This window comes from Nonomuraea sp. B12E4, assembly GCF_039871825.1.
Taxonomy (GTDB): domain Bacteria; phylum Actinomycetota; class Actinomycetes; order Streptosporangiales; family Streptosporangiaceae; genus Nonomuraea.
Genome location: NZ_JBDPME010000009.1, coordinates 220,610 through 238,705, shown reverse-complemented (window position 1 = coordinate 238,705; position 18,096 = coordinate 220,610). Strand labels below are relative to the sequence as shown.

Annotated in this window: 15 protein-coding genes; 5 read left to right on the top strand and 10 right to left on the bottom strand. The window is 70.8% G+C overall.

From position 1 onward, the window contains the following. Nucleotides 1-109 precede the first annotated feature (109 nt). The 7 genes from ABGB18_RS22295 to pyrR form a co-directional block, all read right to left on the bottom strand. On the bottom strand, nucleotides 110-1,087 hold the full coding sequence (locus ABGB18_RS22295) for a dihydroorotate dehydrogenase (protein ID WP_347697487.1): 978 nt from the start codon (nucleotides 1,085-1,087) through the stop codon (nucleotides 110-112). Next, a complete protein-coding gene (locus ABGB18_RS22290) occupies nucleotides 1,077-1,928 on the bottom strand; it encodes a dihydroorotate dehydrogenase electron transfer subunit (RefSeq protein ID WP_347697486.1) in 852 nt (283 codons plus the stop codon). Before ABGB18_RS22290 ends, ABGB18_RS22295 begins: the two co-directional genes overlap by 11 nt. 38 nt (nucleotides 1,929-1,966) lie before the next feature. Beyond that, nucleotides 1,967-5,254, bottom strand: coding sequence for a carbamoyl-phosphate synthase large subunit (gene carB, locus ABGB18_RS22285; protein ID WP_347697485.1), 3,288 nt, complete (start codon nucleotides 5,252-5,254; stop codon nucleotides 1,967-1,969). Next, entirely contained in the window at nucleotides 5,241-6,347 is a 1,107-nt protein-coding gene (gene carA / locus ABGB18_RS22280; RefSeq protein ID WP_347697484.1) for a glutamine-hydrolyzing carbamoyl-phosphate synthase small subunit, read from the bottom strand. Before carA ends, carB begins: the two co-directional genes overlap by 14 nt. Next, complete coding sequence (locus ABGB18_RS22275) at nucleotides 6,344-7,645, bottom strand: dihydroorotase (RefSeq protein WP_347697483.1); 1,302 nt, start codon at nucleotides 7,643-7,645, stop codon at nucleotides 6,344-6,346. Before ABGB18_RS22275 ends, carA begins: the two co-directional genes overlap by 4 nt. A gap of 64 nt (nucleotides 7,646-7,709) precedes the next feature. Continuing rightward, the gene (locus ABGB18_RS22270; RefSeq protein WP_347697482.1) at nucleotides 7,710-8,627 is read right to left on the bottom strand and encodes an aspartate carbamoyltransferase catalytic subunit; all 918 of its coding nucleotides are present in this window, start codon (nucleotides 8,625-8,627) and stop codon (nucleotides 7,710-7,712) included. Then, complete coding sequence (pyrR, locus tag ABGB18_RS22265; RefSeq protein WP_347697587.1) at nucleotides 8,624-9,202, bottom strand: bifunctional pyr operon transcriptional regulator/uracil phosphoribosyltransferase PyrR; 579 nt, start codon at nucleotides 9,200-9,202, stop codon at nucleotides 8,624-8,626. The genes ABGB18_RS22270 and pyrR overlap by 4 nt, the downstream gene beginning before the upstream one ends. Before the next feature lie 179 nt (nucleotides 9,203-9,381). Between pyrR and ABGB18_RS22260 the strand changes: the two genes are divergently transcribed. From ABGB18_RS22260 to ABGB18_RS22245, 4 genes are all read left to right on the top strand, one after another. After that, nucleotides 9,382-10,626 (top strand): arginine deiminase, encoded by a 1,245-nt coding sequence (locus tag ABGB18_RS22260; RefSeq protein WP_347697481.1) that lies wholly within the window; start codon nucleotides 9,382-9,384, stop codon nucleotides 10,624-10,626. A gap of 9 nt (nucleotides 10,627-10,635) precedes the next feature. Beyond that, on the top strand, nucleotides 10,636-11,571 hold the full coding sequence (gene arcC, locus ABGB18_RS22255) for a carbamate kinase (RefSeq protein WP_347697480.1): 936 nt from the start codon (nucleotides 10,636-10,638) through the stop codon (nucleotides 11,569-11,571). A gap of 10 nt (nucleotides 11,572-11,581) precedes the next feature. Then, nucleotides 11,582-13,006, top strand: coding sequence for an amino acid permease (locus tag ABGB18_RS22250; protein ID WP_347697479.1), 1,425 nt, complete (start codon nucleotides 11,582-11,584; stop codon nucleotides 13,004-13,006). Nucleotides 13,007-13,703: 697 nt separating this feature from the next. Next, a complete protein-coding gene (locus ABGB18_RS22245; protein WP_026214021.1) occupies nucleotides 13,704-14,198 on the top strand; it encodes a transcriptional regulator in 495 nt (164 codons plus the stop codon). 653 nt (nucleotides 14,199-14,851) lie between these two features. Here the strand turns inward: ABGB18_RS22245 and ABGB18_RS22240 are convergent. The 3 genes from ABGB18_RS22240 to ABGB18_RS22230 all read right to left on the bottom strand — a co-directional run bounded on the left by ABGB18_RS22240 (nucleotide 14,852) and on the right by ABGB18_RS22230 (nucleotide 17,388). Beyond that, complete coding sequence (locus ABGB18_RS22240; protein ID WP_347697478.1) at nucleotides 14,852-15,298, bottom strand: SAV_6107 family HEPN domain-containing protein; 447 nt, start codon at nucleotides 15,296-15,298, stop codon at nucleotides 14,852-14,854. Nucleotides 15,299-16,002: 704 nt separating this feature from the next. Then, the gene (locus tag ABGB18_RS22235; protein WP_347697477.1) at nucleotides 16,003-16,194 is read right to left on the bottom strand and encodes a ferredoxin; all 192 of its coding nucleotides are present in this window, start codon (nucleotides 16,192-16,194) and stop codon (nucleotides 16,003-16,005) included. Nucleotides 16,195-16,200: 6 nt separating this feature from the next. Continuing rightward, complete coding sequence (locus ABGB18_RS22230) at nucleotides 16,201-17,388, bottom strand: cytochrome P450 (protein ID WP_347697476.1); 1,188 nt, start codon at nucleotides 17,386-17,388, stop codon at nucleotides 16,201-16,203. Nucleotides 17,389-17,483: 95 nt separating this feature from the next. Between ABGB18_RS22230 and ABGB18_RS22225 the strand changes: the two genes are divergently transcribed. After that, complete coding sequence (locus ABGB18_RS22225) at nucleotides 17,484-18,089, top strand: helix-turn-helix domain-containing protein (protein WP_347697475.1); 606 nt, start codon at nucleotides 17,484-17,486, stop codon at nucleotides 18,087-18,089. Nucleotides 18,090-18,096: the final 7 nt, after the last annotated feature.

Below are 18,096 nucleotides of genomic sequence, written 5' to 3'. Positions count from 1 at the left end.
CTCGGGATCGCGAGACAACGGATCGGTGGTCATGGGGTCTTCCCCCAGAAGTCGCGGGAAACGAATCGGCGGTCGTCTTCCCGAAGGCGCGCGGCGCACGGATCGGCGGTCACGGGAGGCTCTCCTCGGAATCGACCAGCAGGTGCCGGGGCGCGCTCCCCGGCGGGCGGTGGGCCAGCCCGACGGCGTCGGCCAGCCGCTGGAAGCCGCGGGCCCGCAGCAGGTCCTCAAGCTCCCGCTCGACCCGCAGGCAGGCGTAGGGGTCGTGGAACAGCGCGGTGCCCACCCCGACCACGCAGGCGCCCGCCAGCACGAGCTGGAAGGCGTCCCTGCCGCTCATGACGCCGCCGATGCCGATCAGCGGCACACCGGGCAGCGCGGCGTGCACCTGCCACACACACCGTACGGCCAGCGGCAGGATCGCGGGACCGGACAGCCCGCCGGTGACGGCGGCGAGCGAGGGCCGCAGCGCCTCGGTGTCGATGGCCATGCCCAGCGGATTGTTGATCATGGACAGCGCGTCGGCCCCGGAGTCCACGCAGGCCCGCGCCACGGACACGATGTCGGCGACGTCGGGGGCCAGCTTGGCCACGACCGGGACGTCGTAACGCATGATGGAGCGTACGGAGGCGATCACCTCGGCCGCGGCGCTGCCCTCGCGGGCGAAGACGCGCCCGCGGTCCTCCATGTTGGGGCAGGAGAGGTTGACCTCCAGCGCGGTCACGCCGGGCGCGTCGGCGAGCCTGCGGGCCAGCTCGGAGTATTCGGCGACGGTGCCGCCGCCGATCGAGACGATGGTCCTGATGCCCCGCTGGGCCAGCCAGGGCAGCTCGCGCTCCAGGAACGCCTCGATGCCCGGCCCCTGCAGTCCGACGGCGTTCAGCATGCCGGAGGGCGTCTCGGCCATGCGCGGCGTGGGCCGGCCGGCCCGGGGCGCCATGGTGATCGAGCGGGTGGTGAGCGCGCCGAGCCGGTGCAGGTCGAAGAACTGGGCCAGTTCCCGCCCGGAGGAGGCGCAGCCGGCGGCGGTGGTGATGGGGTTCGCGAGCTCCACGTGCGCCAGAAACGTACGCATATCAACTGACATGTCGGACACCGCCCCCGGGAGCGCCGAGCGCGTCGAACGGGATCGTTCCCACGTCCTCGAACCGCACCTGCTCGCCCCGGAACACCGGCCCCTCCGCGCACGCCCTGACCATCCTGGTCACCCCGTCGTCCCCGATGACGGGCAGCACGCACGTCATGCACACCCCGATGCCGCAGGCCATCGACTCCTCGACCGCCACCTGCACCGGGATGTCGAACTCCATCGCCACCGCCGTCACGGCCCGCAGCGTCTCCATGGGCGCACAGGCGTAGACGGCGTCCGCCCGCGTGTCGGCGATCACCGAGGGCAGCGCGTCGGTGACCTTGCCACGCACGCCCAGCGAGCCGTCCTCGGTCGTCAGCGTCGTGGTCTCGGCCATCCGGCGCGCCCGCATGGCCCCGAACACCCGCTCGGCCCCGGCCCCGCCCAGCACGAAGTCCACCCGGCAGCCCCGCGCCAGCAGCGCGTCGGCCAGCGGGAACAGCACGGCGGAGCCGTATTCGGCGCCGACCAGCACACAGTGCGCGGGGTCGCGCGGCAGCGGGAAGGGCCGCCCGAGCGGCCCGACCAGGTCGAGCGTGTCACGGGCGCGCCGCTCGGCCAGCCAGGCCGTGCCCGGCCCGCCGGCGGTGAAGACCAGCTCGACCGTACCGCCGTAGTCGGCCTTGACGTCATGGATGGAGAACGCGCGCCGCGTCACCATCGACGTGTAAGCCCCGCCGACCGCCACGGAGACGAAGTGACCGGGACGGTAGCGCTCGGCGATGCCGGGCGCCACCACCGTCAGCGCATGGTAGGCGTCGACCCGGCGCGTCGTCAGCACCGTGCCCGTCACCTGCACCGGAGTACCGGCCAGCCGTCTTCACCTCCCGTGCGGGGTCAGCCCCGAATCGCCTGTGCGTGCTCCTGGAGCGACCGTACGCCCACGTCGCCGCGCACGATCGCCTGGATGCCCGCGGCCGCGGCGGCGAGGCCGGCGACCGTCGTGATGCACGGGATGCCGCGCAGCACCGCGGCGGTGCGGATGTCGTAGCCGTCGAGCCGCGGCCCCGACTGCCCGGGGCCGCCGAACGGCGTGTTGATGATCAGGTCGACCTCGCCGTCGAGAATGGCCTGCACGCTCGTGGGCTCACCTCCAGGCCCCGTCCCCTCGCTCTGCTTTCGCACGATCTTGGCATGGACGCCGTTGCGGCGCAGCACCTCGGCCGTGCCCTCGGTGGCCAGGATCTCGAACCCGAGATCCGCCAGCGCCTTCACCGGGAAGATCATCGCACGCTTGTCCCGGTTGGCCACGGACACGAACGCGCGTCCCTTGGTCGGCAGCTCGCCGTAGGCACCCGCCTGCGACTTGGCGTACGCGATCCCGAAGAACTCGTCGATGCCCATGACCTCGCCCGTGGAGCGCATCTCGGGCCCGAGCACGATGTCCACGCCCCGGAACCGGTTGAACGGCAGCACGGCCTCCTTGACCGCGATGGAGGCGTCCATCGGCAGCGTGCCGCCGTCCCCCGTCGCGGGCAGCATGCCCTCCTCGCGCAGCGACGCGACGGACGAGCCGAGCATCACCCGGGCCGCCGCCTTGGCCAGCGGCACCGCCGTGGCCTTGGACACGAACGGCACCGTACGGCTGGCGCGCGGATTGGCCTCCAGGACGTACAGGACGCCGGCGGACATGGCGTACTGGACGTTCAGCAGCCCGCGCACGCCCACCCCGGCGGCGATGGCCTCGGTGGCGGCGCGGATGCGCTTGATGTCGTGGCTGCCGAGCGTGATGGGCGGCAGCGCGCACGCCGAGTCGCCGGAGTGGATGCCGGCCTCCTCGATGTGCTCCATGACCCCGCCGAGGTAGAGCTCCTCGCCGTCGTAGAGGGCGTCCACGTCGATCTCGATGGCCTCGTCCAGGAACTTGTCCACCAGCACCGGGTGGCCGCCCTCCTGGGCCGCCATGTACGTGGTCAGCGTCTCGTCGTCGTAGACGATGGCCATGCCGGCGCCGCCGAGCACGTAGGAGGGGCGCACGAGCACGGGATAGCCGATCTCCTCGGCGATCTCCAGCGCCTCCGGCACCGTCAGCGCCGTGCCGTGCTTCGGCGCGGGCAGGCCCGCCTCGGCCAGCACCCGCCCGAACGCGCCGCGCTCCTCGGCCAGGTGGATGGACTCCGGCGAGGTGCCTACCACGGGCACCCCCGAGTCCTTGAGCGCCTGCGCCAGCCCGAGCGGCGTCTGCCCGCCGAGCTGCACGATCACGCCCGCCACCGGCCCGGTCTGCTGCTCGGCGTGCACGACCTCCAGGACGTCCTCCAGGGTGAGCGGCTCGAAGTAGAGCCGGTCGGAGGTGTCGTAGTCGGTCGAGACGGTCTCGGGGTTGCAGTTGACCATGACGGTCTCGAACCCGGCCCTGGCCAGCTCGAAGGAGGCGTGCACGCACGCGTAGTCGAACTCGATGCCCTGCCCGATCCGGTTGGGCCCGGAGCCGAGGATGATGACCTTGCGCCGCTCGCCGGAGGGCACCTCGCTCTCCTCGTCGTAGGTCGAGTAGAGGTAGGGCGTCTTCGCGGCGAACTCGGCGGCGCAGGTGTCCACCGTGTTGTAGACCGGCCGCAGCCCGAGGGCGTGCCGCAGGTCGCGCACCCGCGCCTCGTCGATGCCGCGGATCTCGCCGAGCTGGATGTCGCTGAACCCGAGGTGCTTGGCGTCGGCGAGCACCTCGGCGGTCAGCTCGGGCGCCGCGGCGATCCGCCGGGCCTCCTCGTCGAGCAGGAGGAGCTGGTCGACGAACCACGGGTCGATGTGCGTCGCCTCGAACAGCTCCTCCGCCGTGGCGCCCGCCCTGATGGCCTGCTGCATCGTACGCAGCCGTCCGTCGTGCGGGGTGCGGCAGGCCGCCAGCAACTCGTCCTTGTCCCCGGGCGGGCCCGCCCAGGTGAAGGAGGAGTCGCGCTTCTCCAGCGAGCGCAGCGCCTTCTGCAGCGCCTCGGGGAAGGAGCGGCCGATGGCCATGGCCTCGCCCACGGACTTCATGTGCGTGGTGAGCGTCCGGTCGGCACCGCGGAACTTCTCGAACGCGAACCTCGGCACCTTCACCACGATGTAGTCGAGCGTCGGCTCGAACGAGGCCGGCGTCTCCTTGGTGATGTCGTTGGGGATCTCGTCGAGCGTGTAGCCGATGGCCAGCTTGGCGGCGATCTTCGCGATCGGGAAGCCGGTGGCCTTGGAGGCCAGGGCGCTCGACCGGGACACGCGCGGGTTCATCTCGATGACGATCATGCGGCCGGTGGCCGGGTCCACCGCGAACTGGATGTTGCAGCCGCCGGTGTCGACGCCGACCTCGCGGATGACGGCGATGGCGACGTCGCGCATGTTCTGGTATTCGCGGTCGGTCAGGGTCAGCGCGGGCGCCACGGTCACGCTGTCGCCGGTGTGCACGCCCATGGGGTCGATGTTCTCGATGGAGCACACGATGACGACGTTGTCGTTCCTGTCGCGCATGACCTCCAGCTCGTATTCCTTCCAGCCGAGGATGGACTCCTCCAGGAGCACCTCGGTGGTCGGAGAGGCGTCGAGCCCGGCGCCGGCGATGCGCCGCAGGTCGGCCTCGTCGTGGGCGAACCCGGAGCCGGCGCCGCCCATCGTGAACGACGGCCGGACCACCATCGGGTAGCCCAGCTCACCGGCCGCGGCCAGGCAGTCCTCCATCGAGTGGCAGATGACCGACCTGGCCGACTCCGCGTTGAGCCCGCGCTCGCGGGCGACCTTGGCGACGATCTCCTTGAACCGCTCGCGGTTCTCTCCCGCCTGGATCGCGTCGAAGTCGGCCCCGATCAGCTCGACCTGGTATTTGTCCAGCACGCCCGCCTCGTGCAGGGCCACCGCTGTGTTGAGCGCGGTCTGCCCGCCCAGGGTGGGCAGCAGCGCGTCGGGGCGCTCCTTGGCGATGATCTTCTCGACGTATTCGGGGGTGATCGGCTCCACGTACGTGGCGTCGGCGAACTCGGGGTCGGTCATGATCGTCGCGGGGTTGCTGTTGACCAGCACGACGCGGAACCCCTCGGCCCGCAGCACCCGGCACGCCTGGGTGCCCGAGTAGTCGAACTCGCACGCCTGGCCGATCACGATCGGCCCGGAGCCGATCACCAGGACGGACCTGATGTCCTCACGCTTGGGCACGGCTCATGACCTCACAGAACTCGTCGAAAAGATAGGCGGCGTCGTGAGGCCCGGCCGCGGCCTCCGGATGGTACTGGACGCTGAAGGCCGGCCCGTCCAGCAGGCGCAGGCCCTCCACGCAGCGGTCGTTGAGGTTGACGTGGCTGACCTCGGCCCGCCCGTACGGGGTGTCGAAGGGCCCGCCCAGGGGCGCCTCGACCGCGAACCCGTGGTTGTGCGCCGAGATCTCGACCTTCCCCGTGCGCACGTCCTGGACCGGCTGGTTGACGCCCCGGTGCCCGTAACGCAGCTTGTACGTCGACAGCCCCAGGGCCCGGCCGAACAACTGGTTGCCGAAGCAGATCCCGAAGAACGGCACCTTGGCCCGCAGGATCTCCCGAAGCGCCGTCACGTCCGCGGTGGCCGGATCGCCGGGCCCGTTGGAGAAGAACACGCCGTCCGGCTGGACCGCCATGATCTGCTCATAGGTGGCGTTCGCCGGCAGCACGTGCACCTCGCAGCCGCGTTCGGCCATCCGGTGCGGGGTCATGCCCTTGATGCCCAGGTCCACGGCCGCGACGGTGAACCTCTTGGGGCCGGCGGCGGGCACGACGTAGGGCTCGGTGGTGGCCACCTCGGCGGCCAGGTCGGCGCCCTCCATGCGGGGCGAGTCGCGTACCCGCTCGACGAGCTCCTCCAGCGGCTGGTCCGGCGCGGTGAAGATGCCGGCGCGCATGGCGCCGCGCTCGCGCAGGTGGCGGGTGAGCGCGCGGGTGCCGGGGATGGCGATGCCGACGACGCCCTGCTCCTTGAGGTAGGCGTCGAGCGAGCGGTTGGCCCGCCAGTTGGACACCACCCGGGACGGCTCGCGCACGACGTAGCCCGCGACCCAGACGCGGCCCGACTCCGGATCCTCGTCGTTGACGCCGGTGTTGCCGATGTGCGGCGCCGTCATGGCGACGATCTGGCGGTGGTAGGAGGGGTCCGTGAGGGTCTCCTGGTAGCCGGTCATGCCGGTGTTGAAGACCATTTCGCCGAACGTCTCGCCTCCGGCGCCGTAGGGAGTCCCGTGGAAGACGCGGCCGTCCTCCAGGACGAGCACTGATGTGTTCAAACCAGCTTCCCTTCGAGGACGGTCGGCGTGCCGCGCAGGAACGTGGCCACTACCCTGCCGGGCAGCGTCATCCCCTCATAGGGGGTGTTCCTGCTCTTGGAGGCGAACGCGGAGGGGTCCACCTCGGTGCGCACGGACGGGTCGTAGAGCGTGATGTTGGCCGGCGCGCCCGCCTCCAGCGGGCGGCCGTGGCCGGTGAGGCGGCCGATGCGCGCGGGCAGGACCGACATGCGTTCGGCCACGCCCGCCCAGTCGAGCAGGCCGGTCTCGACCATGGCCTCCTGGACCACGCTGAGCGCCGTCTCCAGGCCGACCATGCCCATGGCGGCGGCCGACCACTCGGTCTCCTTGTCCTCGACCGGGTGCGGCGCGTGGTCGGTGGCGACGATGTCGATCGTGCCGTCGGCCAGCGCGGCCCGCAGCGCCTCGACGTCGGCGCGGGTGCGCAGCGGCGGGTTGACCTTGTAGATCGGGTTGTACGCGCCCACCGGCGACTCCTCGACGAGGTCGTCGGTGAGCAGGAGATGGTGCGGGGTGACCTCGGCGGTGATGTTCCAGCCCTTGGACTTGGCCCAGCGCAGGATCTCCACCGAGCCCGCCGTGGAGACGTGGCAGACGTGCAGCCGGGAGCCGACGTGGGCGGCCAGCAGGCAGTCGCGGGCGATGATCGCCTCTTCGGCCACCGCCGGCCAGCCGGTCAGGCCGAGCCTGCCGGAGATGACGCCCTCGTTCATCTGGGCGCCGGCGGTGAGCCTGGGCTCCTGGGCGTGCTGGGCGATGACGCCGTCGAAGGCCTTGACGTATTCCAGGGCGCGGCGCATCAGCACGGCGTCGTCCACGCACCTGCCGTCGTCGGAGAAGACACGCACGCGGGCGGCCGAGTCGGCCATCGCGCCCAGCTCGGCGAGCTGCCTGCCCTCCAGGCCGACGGTGACGGCCCCGACCGGGTGCACGTCGCAGTGCGCGAACTCGCGGCCGAGCCGCCACACCTGCTCGACGACGCCCGCCGTGTCGGCCACCGGCGAGGTGTTGGCCATGGCGTGCACGGCGGTGTATCCGCCGCGGGCCGCCGACTGCGTGCCGGACTGGACGGTCTCGGCGTCCTCCCGGCCGGGCTCGCGCAGATGCGTGTGCAGGTCGACCAGCCCGGGCAGCGCGATCGCGCCCTGGCCGTCCACCACCCGCTCCCCGCCGGTCCCCGCGGTGTCCGCGGCGGGGGTGATCGAGGCGATCGCCCCGTCCGCCACCTGGATGTCCACCGGCTCCCCGCCGAGGATCCTGACGTTCTTGATGATCACCGAGCCTCCTTCACCGGCACAATGATCACGACGCTGTGCCCCTTGGTTCGTTCGCTGCGCTGGATCACGCCGTTTCGCCTCCGAGCAGGAGGTAAAGAACGGCCATGCGGATGGTCACACCGTTGGCGACCTGCTCGACGATCGTGGACCGCGCCGAGTCGGCCACCTCCGCCGCGATCTCCATACCCCGGTTCATCGGGCCGGGATGCATGACGATCGCCTCTTCCGGCATCTTGGCGAACCGCTCGCGGTCCAGCCCGTACCGCCGCGAGTATTCACGCTCCGACGGGAAGTACGCGGCGTTCATCCGCTCCTTCTGCACCCGCAGCATCATCACCACGTCCGACTTGGGCAGCACCGCGTCGAGGTCGTAGGAGACCTCGCACGGCCAGGTGCCGACGGACACCGGCACCAGCGTGGGCGGCGCGACCAGCGTGACCTCCGCGCCGAGGGTGTGCAGCAGCAGCACGTTGGAGCGGGCGACCCGGCTGTGCAGCACGTCGCCGACGATCGCGACCCTGCGCCCGTCGAGGCTGCCCAGGCGGCGGCGCATCGAGAAGGCGTCCAGCAGGGCCTGGGTGGGGTGCTCATGGGTGCCGTCGCCGGCGTTGACGACACTGCCGTGCACCCAGTTGGCCAGGCGGTGCGGCGCGCCCGAGGCGCTGTGCCGGATGACGACCGCGTCGGCCCCCATGGCCTCCAGGGTGAGCGCGGTGTCCTTGAGCGACTCGCCCTTGGACACGCTCGACCCCTTGGCCGAGAAGTTGATCACATCGGCGGACAGCCGCTTGGCCGCCGCCTCGAACGAGATCCGCGTCCGGGTGGAGTCCTCGAAGAACAGGTTGACCACCGTACGCCCGCGCAGCGTCGGCAGCTTCTTGATGGAACGTTCCGAGACCCTCGCCAGCTCCTCGGCGGTGTCCAGGATGAGCAGCGCGTCGTCCTTGGTGAGGTCGCCCGCGGAGATCAGGTGCCGGTTCACTTGGCCGCCCCCTTCATGAGCAGGACGGCGTCGCGGCCGTCCGTCTCCCGCAGATAGACCTTGACCTTCTCGCTCTTGGCCGTCGGGAGGTTCTTGCCGACGTAGTCGGCGCGGATGGGCAGCTCGCGGTGGCCGCGGTCGACCAGGATGGCGAGTTGGACGGCGGTCGGGCGGCCGAGGTCGTTGAGCGCGTCGAGCGCGGCGCGCACGGTGCGGCCCGAGTAGAGCACGTCGTCGACGAGCACCACGATCTTGCCGTCGATGCCGTCCTGCGGCACCTCGGTGTGACCGAGCGGCCGGGCGGGCTTGAGCCGCAGGTCGTCGCGGTACATCGTGATGTCGATCGAGCCGACCGGGGTCTTGACGCCCTCGAACTGCTCGATGCGCTCGCCGAGCCGGGTGGCCAGCGTGGCGCCGCGGGTCGGGATGCCGAGCAGGACGACGTCACCGGCGCCCTTGGTGCGCTCGAGGATCTCGTGCGCGATCCGGGTCAGCGCGCGGTGGATGTCCGGGGCTTCCAGCACGGCCCTGGAATCGGGTCCCCCGGGGCCGGGCTGCTGGGAATCGGGCCCCATCGAATCGGGCCCCATGGAATCGGACATGGCGAATCTCACCACCTTTCCCGCCTCACGGGACGGGTCTTAAAAGGGTGTTGGTCGGGACACACAGTACCAGGGGCCACCTGGAACAACGGGAGCACCCTCCGGTGGCGTCGGACCGGCGTGACGTGCACCGGAGAGGGGATAGAGCAAAGATGACATTCCATGTCGATTCCGAGGTCGGGCGCCTCCGGCAGGTACTCCTGCACAAACCGGACCTGGCGCTCAAGCGGCTGACCCCTACGAACAAGGACGGATTCCTCTTCGACGACGTGCTCTGGGTCCAGCGCGCCATGGAGGAGCACGAGGAGTTCCAGCAGGTGCTGCGCGGCCGCGGCATCGAGATCCACCTGCTGTCCGACCTGCTCAAGGAGACGGTGGAGATCCCGGAGGCGCGCAAGCACATCCTCGACGCGGTCATCGACGAGCGCTGGCTCGGCCCGGGCGCCATCGACGACGTCCGCAACGCGCTCGACGGCATGGATGCCATGACGCTGCAGGTCTACCTGACCGGCGGCATCACCAAACGGGAGCTGGCCGAGCTGGGCTGCGCCCCCGACTCGGTGACCTTCCACACACTGGGCGGGGAGGACTTCATCCTGCCGCCGCTGCCGAACCACCTGTTCACCCGCGACACCTCCTGCTGGGTGTACGACGGCGTGGCGATCAACGCGATGAAGAAGAAGGCCCGCATGCGGGAGACGGTCAACATGGAGGCCGTCTACATGTACCACCCGACGTTCGCGGGCGGCTACAACCGGCCCGACCAGGGCGGTTACCACTGCTGGATGCCGGGCCAGCCGGTGGCGCCGGCCACCATGGAGGGCGGCGACGTGCTGGTCCTCGGCCGGGGCGCGGTGCTGATCGGGATGAGCGAGCGTACGCAGCCGCAGGCGGTGGAGATGCTGGCGCGGCGGCTGTTCCGGGCCGGCTCGGCCTCGAAGATCGTGGCGCTCGACATGCCGAAGGCGCGGGCGTTCATGCATCTGGACACGGTGATGACGATGCTGGACGTGGGCGTGTTCACCCAGTACGCGGGGCTCGGCATGCTGCCCGCGTACACCATCGAGCCCGGCACGACGCACAAGGAGCTCAAGGTCACCGACCACCCGCCGGAGGACATGCACCAGGTCATCGCCCGCGCCCTGGACATGCCGGGCATCACGGTCCTGACCCCCACGCAGGACGTGTCCGCCGCCGAGCGGGAGCAGTGGGACGACGGCTGCAACGGGCTGGCGCTGGAGCCCGGCGTGGTCGTCGCCTACGAGCGCAACACCACCACCAACAACTACCTGCGCGACCACGGCATCGAGGTGATCACCATCAGGGGCAGCGAGCTGGGCAGGGGACGCGGCGGGCCGCGGTGCATGAGCTGCCCGCTCGAACGCGACGGCATCTAGGGGAGACCAATGCGGGTCATCGTGGCACTGGGCGGCAACGCGGTGCTCAGGCGCGGCCAGCGGCCGGACGCCGACACGCAGCTCGCCAACGTGCGCTCGGCCGTCAGGACGCTGGCCAGGCTCGCCGCCCGGCACGAGCTGGTCATCACCCACGGGAACGGCCCCCAGGTCGGCATGCTGGCGCTGCAGAGCGCGGGCGACCCGAGCCTGAACCGCCCGTACCCGTTCGACACGCTCGGCGCGCAGACGCAGGGCATGATCGGCTACTGGATGCAGCAGGCGCTGCAGAACGCGCTCCCGGGCCGGCAGGTGCTGGCCATGATCACGCAGACGCTGGTGACGGCCGTGGACCCGGCCTTCGAGAAGCCGACCAAGTTCGTCGGCCAGTCCTACGATCGGGAGGAGGCCGAGAAGCTGGCCGGCGAGTACGGCTGGACGGTCGCCAGGGACGGCTCCCACTGGCGGCGCGTCGTACCCTCCCCCGCCCCGCGGCGTGTCATCGAGACGCGGCTGATCCGGCAGATGATCCGCGAAGGCGTGATCGTGATCTGCGCGGGCGGCGGCGGCATCCCGGTCGTGCGCGACGAGCGCGGCCGGCTGGCGGGCATCGAGGCGGTCGTGGACAAGGACCTGACCGCGGCGATGCTGGCCGAGGTGCTGGAGTGCGACGCGTTCCTGAGCCTGACCGACGTGCCGCGGGTGATGCGGGACTTCGGCACGCCGGCGCAGACGGAGATCGCCCACACGACGCCGCACGAGCTGCGGGCCATCGACTTCCCCGCGGGATCCATGGGGCCGAAGGTGGAGGCCGCCTGCCGGTTCGTGGAGACGACCGGGGATATGGCCGCCATCGGAAAACTGGACGATGCTGAACACATCCTGGACGGATCGGCGGGCACCATCATCACTCCCAACGGCAGGTGGCCGCTGACGAGCACCCTGTAGGGGGTGTCGGATGACACCACCGGTCCGACGGCTTCTGCGTACCAAGCCGGCCGAGCGCATCATCGCCGAGGGCGGCCACGGCGCCGGCGGCGAGCTGCGGCGCACGATGTCGCTGTGGCAGCTCACCCTGTTCAGTGTGGGCGCCACGCTGGGCACCGGGATCTTCGTGATCCTGGGGCAGGCGGTGCCCAAGGCGGGGCCGGCGGTGGTGCTGTCGTTCGTGCTGGCGGCGATCACGGCGCTGTTCTCGGCGCTGTCGTACGCCGAGCTGGCCGGGACGATCCCGGTGTCCGGCTCGTCCTACTCCTACGCGTACGCGACGCTGGGCGAGCTCGTGGCCTGGATCTGCGGCTGGTGCCTCATGCTGGAGTACGCCGTGTCCGTGGCGGCCGTGGCCGTGGGCTGGGGCGAATACCTCAACTCGTTCCTGCGGGCCCTGTTCGGCGTCACCCTGCCGGACGCGATCACCCGCTCCCCCGGCCAGGACGGCGGTGTGGTCAACGTCACCGCGATCGCCATCGTGTTACTGGCCACCTGGCTGCTGCTCCACGGGGCCTCGGAGAGCGCCACGGCCAACGCCGCCTTCGTGCTGATCAAGGTCGTGGTGCTGCTGTTCTTCTGCGTGGTGGCGTTCACGGCCTTCCGGTCCGGGAACCTCGCGCCCCTCGCCCCCATGGGGGTCGCCGGGATCACGGCGGCGGCCTCGCAGGTGTTCTTCTCCTACATCGGCTTCGACGCCGCCTCGACCGCCGGGGAGGAGGCGAAGAACCCCGGGCGGGACCTGCCTCTGGCGATCATCCTGTCGCTGGTCCTCGTGACCGCCGTCTACGCGCTGGTGGCCCTGGCGGCCGTCGGGGCGATGCCGTGGACGGACTTCGGCCCCGAAGGCGGCGGGGCCGGCCTGTCCCACATCGCGGAGCGGGCCGTGGGCGCCACCTGGCCGGGGCTGATCGTGTCGTTCGGCGCGGTGATCGCCATCGCCAGCGTCGTGCTGACCGTCATCTACGGCCAGACCCGCATCCTGTTCGCGATGTCCCGTGACGGGCTCATCCCGCGCGTCTTCCAGCGGGTCAGCCCGCGCCGCGCGATCCCGGTCGCCAACACCCTCATCGTGGCGGCGTTCATCAGCGTGCTGGCCGGGCTGGTGCCGCTCGGGCAGCTCGCGGAGGCGACCAGCATCGGCACGCTGTTCGCCTTCGCCCTCGTCAACGTCGGCGTGCTGGTCCTGCGCCGCCGCAGTCCGGAGCTGCCGCGCAACTTCCGTACGCCGCTCTTCCCCGTCACGCCGGTGCTCGGCGCCATCTGCTGCGGCGTCGTGATGGCGGGGCTGGCGGGGGTCACCTGGCTGGCGTTCGGGCTGTGGATGCTAGTGGGCCTGATCTGCTACTTCCTGTACGGGTATGGCCATTCGCGGCTGAATGCCGAAGAGTCCTGAGAGGGCTTGACGACGTACCGGCCGGATATGCCCGGGGCGCGCCGTACCGGCCGGATACGTGCCCGGGGCGGCGTTCGGGCTCGGCGTGCCACTGCGGCCGGTCACGCCGGCGCCCGGCGGCGGCAGGCGGGCGCGGATCGAGCGGAAACGCCCGTACGCCCGCGCGACCGGGCCGCCCCCTGCGGTCCGCGGCGCGCGCGGCGCCGGGCGGAGATCGCGGTGCTGGAGGGTCGCGACGTCGCCCGGACCCTCGGGCGACCGCGTGACTCCCCGGCGAGATGATCATATGCGCTTCGGGCGACACCGGCCACTCAGGAGGGTCTCCCTCGGCGACGTCTCCAGCAAGATCATCATGGTCTCGACCTGCCCTGTCATGACTCTCACCAGGGAGCCTGAGGACAATGCGCCGCTCGGCGAACTCTGACGAAGCACTGTTACCACCGGGACATGAGGGGCTTTTGTTGCGTTCCCTCCCGGACCGGATTCGGCATCTTTTTTCCAATCAGCTTGACCTTAGGCGTCCGCCCCTTTACCGTCACTGTGCGTAACCACACCGCGCGGCGTTCTGGGGTAAACCCAGGGCCACGGCTACCGTTGGTGCCGACCTTGGCACCAGACCCCCCGGTGGCTCGGGCATACGCCGCAAGGGAGCACAATCTACTGAGAGCGATACATACGAGAGCCGGGGGGCCACACGATGCCGTCTGAGTACGCAAAGTCGCTGGGTGCACGACTCCGCGCCATCCGCACCCAGCAGGGGCTGTCCCTGCATGGAGTCGAGGAGAAGTCGCGCGGCAGGTGGAAAGCCGTAGTCGTGGGCTCCTATGAGCGTGGCGACCGCGCGGTGACCGTGCAGAAGCTTGCCGAGCTTGCCGACTTCTACGGGGTGCCCGTCTCCGAGCTGCTGCCGGGCGGAGCCGCGCCCAGCCCGCTCGGTCCGACACCCAAGCTTGTGATCGACCTGGAGCGCCTTGCCACGCTGCCCAAGGAGAAGGCGGGGGCCCTGGCCCGCTATGCCGCCACGATCCAGAGCCAGCGCGGCGACTACAACGGCAAGGTGCTGTCGATCCGCCAGGAGGACCTGCGCTCGCTTGCCGTGATCTACGACAAGTCGCCGAGCGAGCTGACCGAGGAGCTCATCAGCTGGGGCGTCCTCGACGCCGAGGCTCGTCGAGCCGTCGAGTCCTTCTGACCCCACCCGCCCCGAGGGGCGGCCCGCCTCAGGCCGCTCCTCCCGAGTCACCCGGGCCAGAGGCCGGTCCACCTTGTGCTCTGTCCGGCCCGCGCAAGCCTCCCCTGCCCGAGCCTCCCAAGCCCGGGCCCACGTCGCTCTGAGACCGCGCAGCCGCACGACCACTTGCCCTGACCTCGTCGGCCCCCGGAGACGGCCCTGGGAAGCGTCTCCGGGGCCGGGACACGGCCCTGAGGGCCATCTCCGCCACGGACATGGCCCTGACGGTTTGCCAGGTGCGCCAGATGCCACCGGCCTGGTTGACCCCGATCACTTCGAGGCGACCGTCCTCGTTGCGTCCGACGAAGAGCGTGTTCAGATGGCCGACATCGCTGTAGAGCCCGAACCGGCGGCCGGCCGGCGTCTCCAGCGCCTGGGTGCGGATCTCAAACGCTGAGCCCAGGCTCGCGGCCCCAGCGGGTCCCGGGCTCGCGGGCCGGGCAGGGGCTCCGAGCGCCGTGGCCGAGCGCACGCCATCCACCCAGGGGCAGCCGGGCACGGGCGTGCCGGGCCCACGGCCCATCGAGCCACCGGAGCCCCGGAACTCGTCAGAGGCGTGCGGCATGAGGCGGCGGCGAAAGTGGGGTCAAGGGGCGTGCCTCGCAGGGATCAGGTCAGCCTGCCAGGGGGACGTTGACGGGGAGTTGGGGCTGAGAGGGGACCCCGAGGATGTCCTCGATCGCCGAGACGAACGTCTCCGCCTCGGCCAGGATCTCCTCGGCGTCGGCCGTGCTGATCCTGCGGACCATGCCCGCCTCCGCGGCGGCGCGCTTGTCGGCGGTCGCCGCGAAGTAGGTGGCCCACTCGGCCAGGCGCGGCTCCGCCTCGGGCAGCAACTCCCACGCGCTGCGCAGGCGGCGCCTGCGGCCCTCCATCGGACGAGGCCGGGCGGCCAGGATCGCCGCCGCCGCCCGGAGAGCTGCCAGGTGAGCGGCCACGAATCGGGATGCCGGGGTGCGAGCGGCCGCCGCCTCAGCCAGGCAGGAACGTGAATCGGTCAGATGCGCCCGAACCGCAGGCGACAGCCGGGGCCCGGGCGTGTCTCTAGGCCTTGGTGCCATCTTGCGCGCCTCCTTGGAGTCATGGGCCGCTGCCGACGTCTCCGCCAGTGGAGCCAACACTTGCAGACCCCACTGACATTTCCGCCAGGCCGGCCGGACGAGGAGCTTCCCCTCTCCCCGTCCGGCCAGGACGCGCCCACTCGTCTCCGCCGACGACGAGGACGCATCCTTCGCCCGTGGACCCGGCCGCGGGGATCGCTTGGGGAAGCGAACGGCCCGCGGCCAGGTCCTCGTGACGCTGAGCCGCGAGCCTCACCGCCACTAGATCGAACATAATTTCGATCACGCTCGGTGTCAACCTGTTCCACGAACATAGGTTCGACGACCATGAACGGAAACCACCGACACACGGATTCCGCCGCTCCGCCGCCCCTCATCTCTCCCCTGACGGCCTGACAGCCCGACCCCGGGTCCCTCCGCGGGGGCCAAGCCGTGGCCGTTGGCGCGGCAACGGCACGGCGGCGCCGCATGGCGCGACCGGGGCGTGGGCGGGAGGTCACCGAAGGCGAGACGGCACGTGAGCCGCGTGAGAAGGACCGGCATGGGGCCAGGCGGGGGAAACTCGCGTGGAGCCACGAGGCCGTGCCGGCAAGGTCTCCGGCATGGCGCGGGGCGCGAGGCCGTGACGCGGGGATGATGGGGCCGTCGCCGGGTGGTGGGCGGCGGCCCCGTACTTCAGGGGGGCGCCAAGGGGCGAAAGGGGGTTATGCGATCGAGATGGCCCCCGACGGGCACAGGGTCACGGCACGGCGGACAGCGTCCTCCAGGTCCTCCGGCGGGACCTGCTGGAGGAGCAGGACCGTGCCCTCCTCCTCGCTCTGGTCGAACACCGCCGGCACCGTCAGCGCGCACATCCCCGCACCGATGCACACCGTCGTATCAGCCTTGATTTCCATTGCGACCTACCAAGTGACAGGGAGGCGGTGCACTCCATAGATGGTCATGTCCGAGCGCATCGGCACCTCCTCGGGTGTTACGGCCAAGCGTAGGCCAGGGAAGCGGCGCAGCAGCGCGGGGTAGGCCAGGCGCATCTCCGCCCGCGCGAGCTGCTGTCCCAGGCACTGGTGGATGCCGTGGCCGAACGTCAGGTGCCCGCCCGCGGGACGGGCGAGGTCGAGCTCGTCGCCGCCGGCGAAGCGGGACGGGTCGCGGTTGGCGGTGGGCAGGTGGATGGCGACCGTCTCGCCCTTCTTGACGAGGTTGCCGTCGATCTCGACATCCGTCAGCGCGGTCCTGAACGGGCCGAGGTGGATGATCGTGAGGTAGCGCAGCAGCTCCTCGACGCCGTTGTCCACCACCGCCGGGTCGTCCCGCATGGCGGCGAGCTGGGCGGGGTTGGTGAGCAGCGCGTACGTCCCCAGCCCCAGCATGTTGGCCGTCGTCTCGTGCCCGGCCACCAGCAGCAGGAACGCGATCCCGGCCAGCTCGTCGTCGTTGAGCTCCCCGCCCTCGATGAGCCCGCCGAGCAGGTCGTCGGCCGGCTCAGCGCGCTTGCGCGCGATCAGCCCGTACAGGTAGGCCATGACGCGGCCCAGCGCCGCGACCGCCTCCTCGACCTTGGTCTCCAGGCTGACGAGGAGCTTGGAGTCCTCCTGGAACTGCGCACGATCCTCGTACGGCACCCCGAGCAGCTCGCAGATCACCAGCGACGGGATCGGCAGCGCGAACGCCTGCACGAGGTCCACGGGACCGCCGGCCGCGGCCATCTCGTCCAGGCAGGCCTCGGTGATCTCCGCGATCCTGGGTTCGAGCAGCTTCATCCTGCGCACCGTGAACTGACCGGTGAGCAGTTTGCGGTACTTCGTGTGCTCGGGCGCGTCCATGCGCAGGAAGAAGCCCGGCGGCACCTTGAACTGGTCGCGCTCCACCAGCCTCCTGGCCGGAATCGGCGGATGCATCAGCTCCGGCCGGGTGCTGAAGTCCGGGTGCGCCAGCACGGCGCGGGCGGCCGCGTAGCCGGTCACGAGCCAGCCGACATGGCCGTCGGCGTAGGTCATCCGGTGCATCGGCGCCTGCTCGCGCAGCCGGATGGCCTCGTCGGGCGGGTCGAGCGGCCGCTGCCGGAGGGTGGGATAGGTCAGTTCGGACATGAACGGCTCCTCTCCTGTTGACCTCTCCAGAAAACATCATTCAATGCAAAATTGCAACAGATGAAAAACTTCCCACCTTGCCGTATAGTTCCGGCATGGTAGGACTGCGGGAGCGCAAGAAGCAGCGCACGCGCCGGGCGCTGATCGAGGCGGCGCTCCGGCTGTTCGAGGAGAAGGGCTTCGAGGAGACGACGCTCGCGGAGATCGCGGCCGCGGCCGACGTCTCGACACGCACGTTCTTCAGCTATTTCGCGGCCAAGGAGGACGTGCTCTTCTACGACACGGGCTCCCGGATCGAGCTGGCCATGTCGCTGCTGGCCGGCAGGGCTCCCGAGGAATCCCCGGCCGACGTGCTGATCAAGCTGATCGACGGGAGCCTGCAGATGGCGGCCGCGTACGAGGAGCTCACGTTCGAGGACGCCGAGCTGCGGATGCGGCTCATCCTCACGGAGCCGGCACTGCAGGCCAAGGGGCTGCTGGTGCTGTTCGACACCCAGCTCCAGCTCGCCAGGGCGCTGCACGACGCCTATCCCGACCGGCTGAGCCCGACCGAGGCGGCCGCGGCGGTGGGGGCGCTGGTCGGCGCGGTGAAACTGGCGATCATCGCCAACCTGGACAACTGCCGGTCGCTGCAGGAGATCTGGGACACTGGTCGCCGCGCGGCGGAGGTCACGCTGGCCGGGCTGCGCTCCCTCGGCTGAGCGCGCA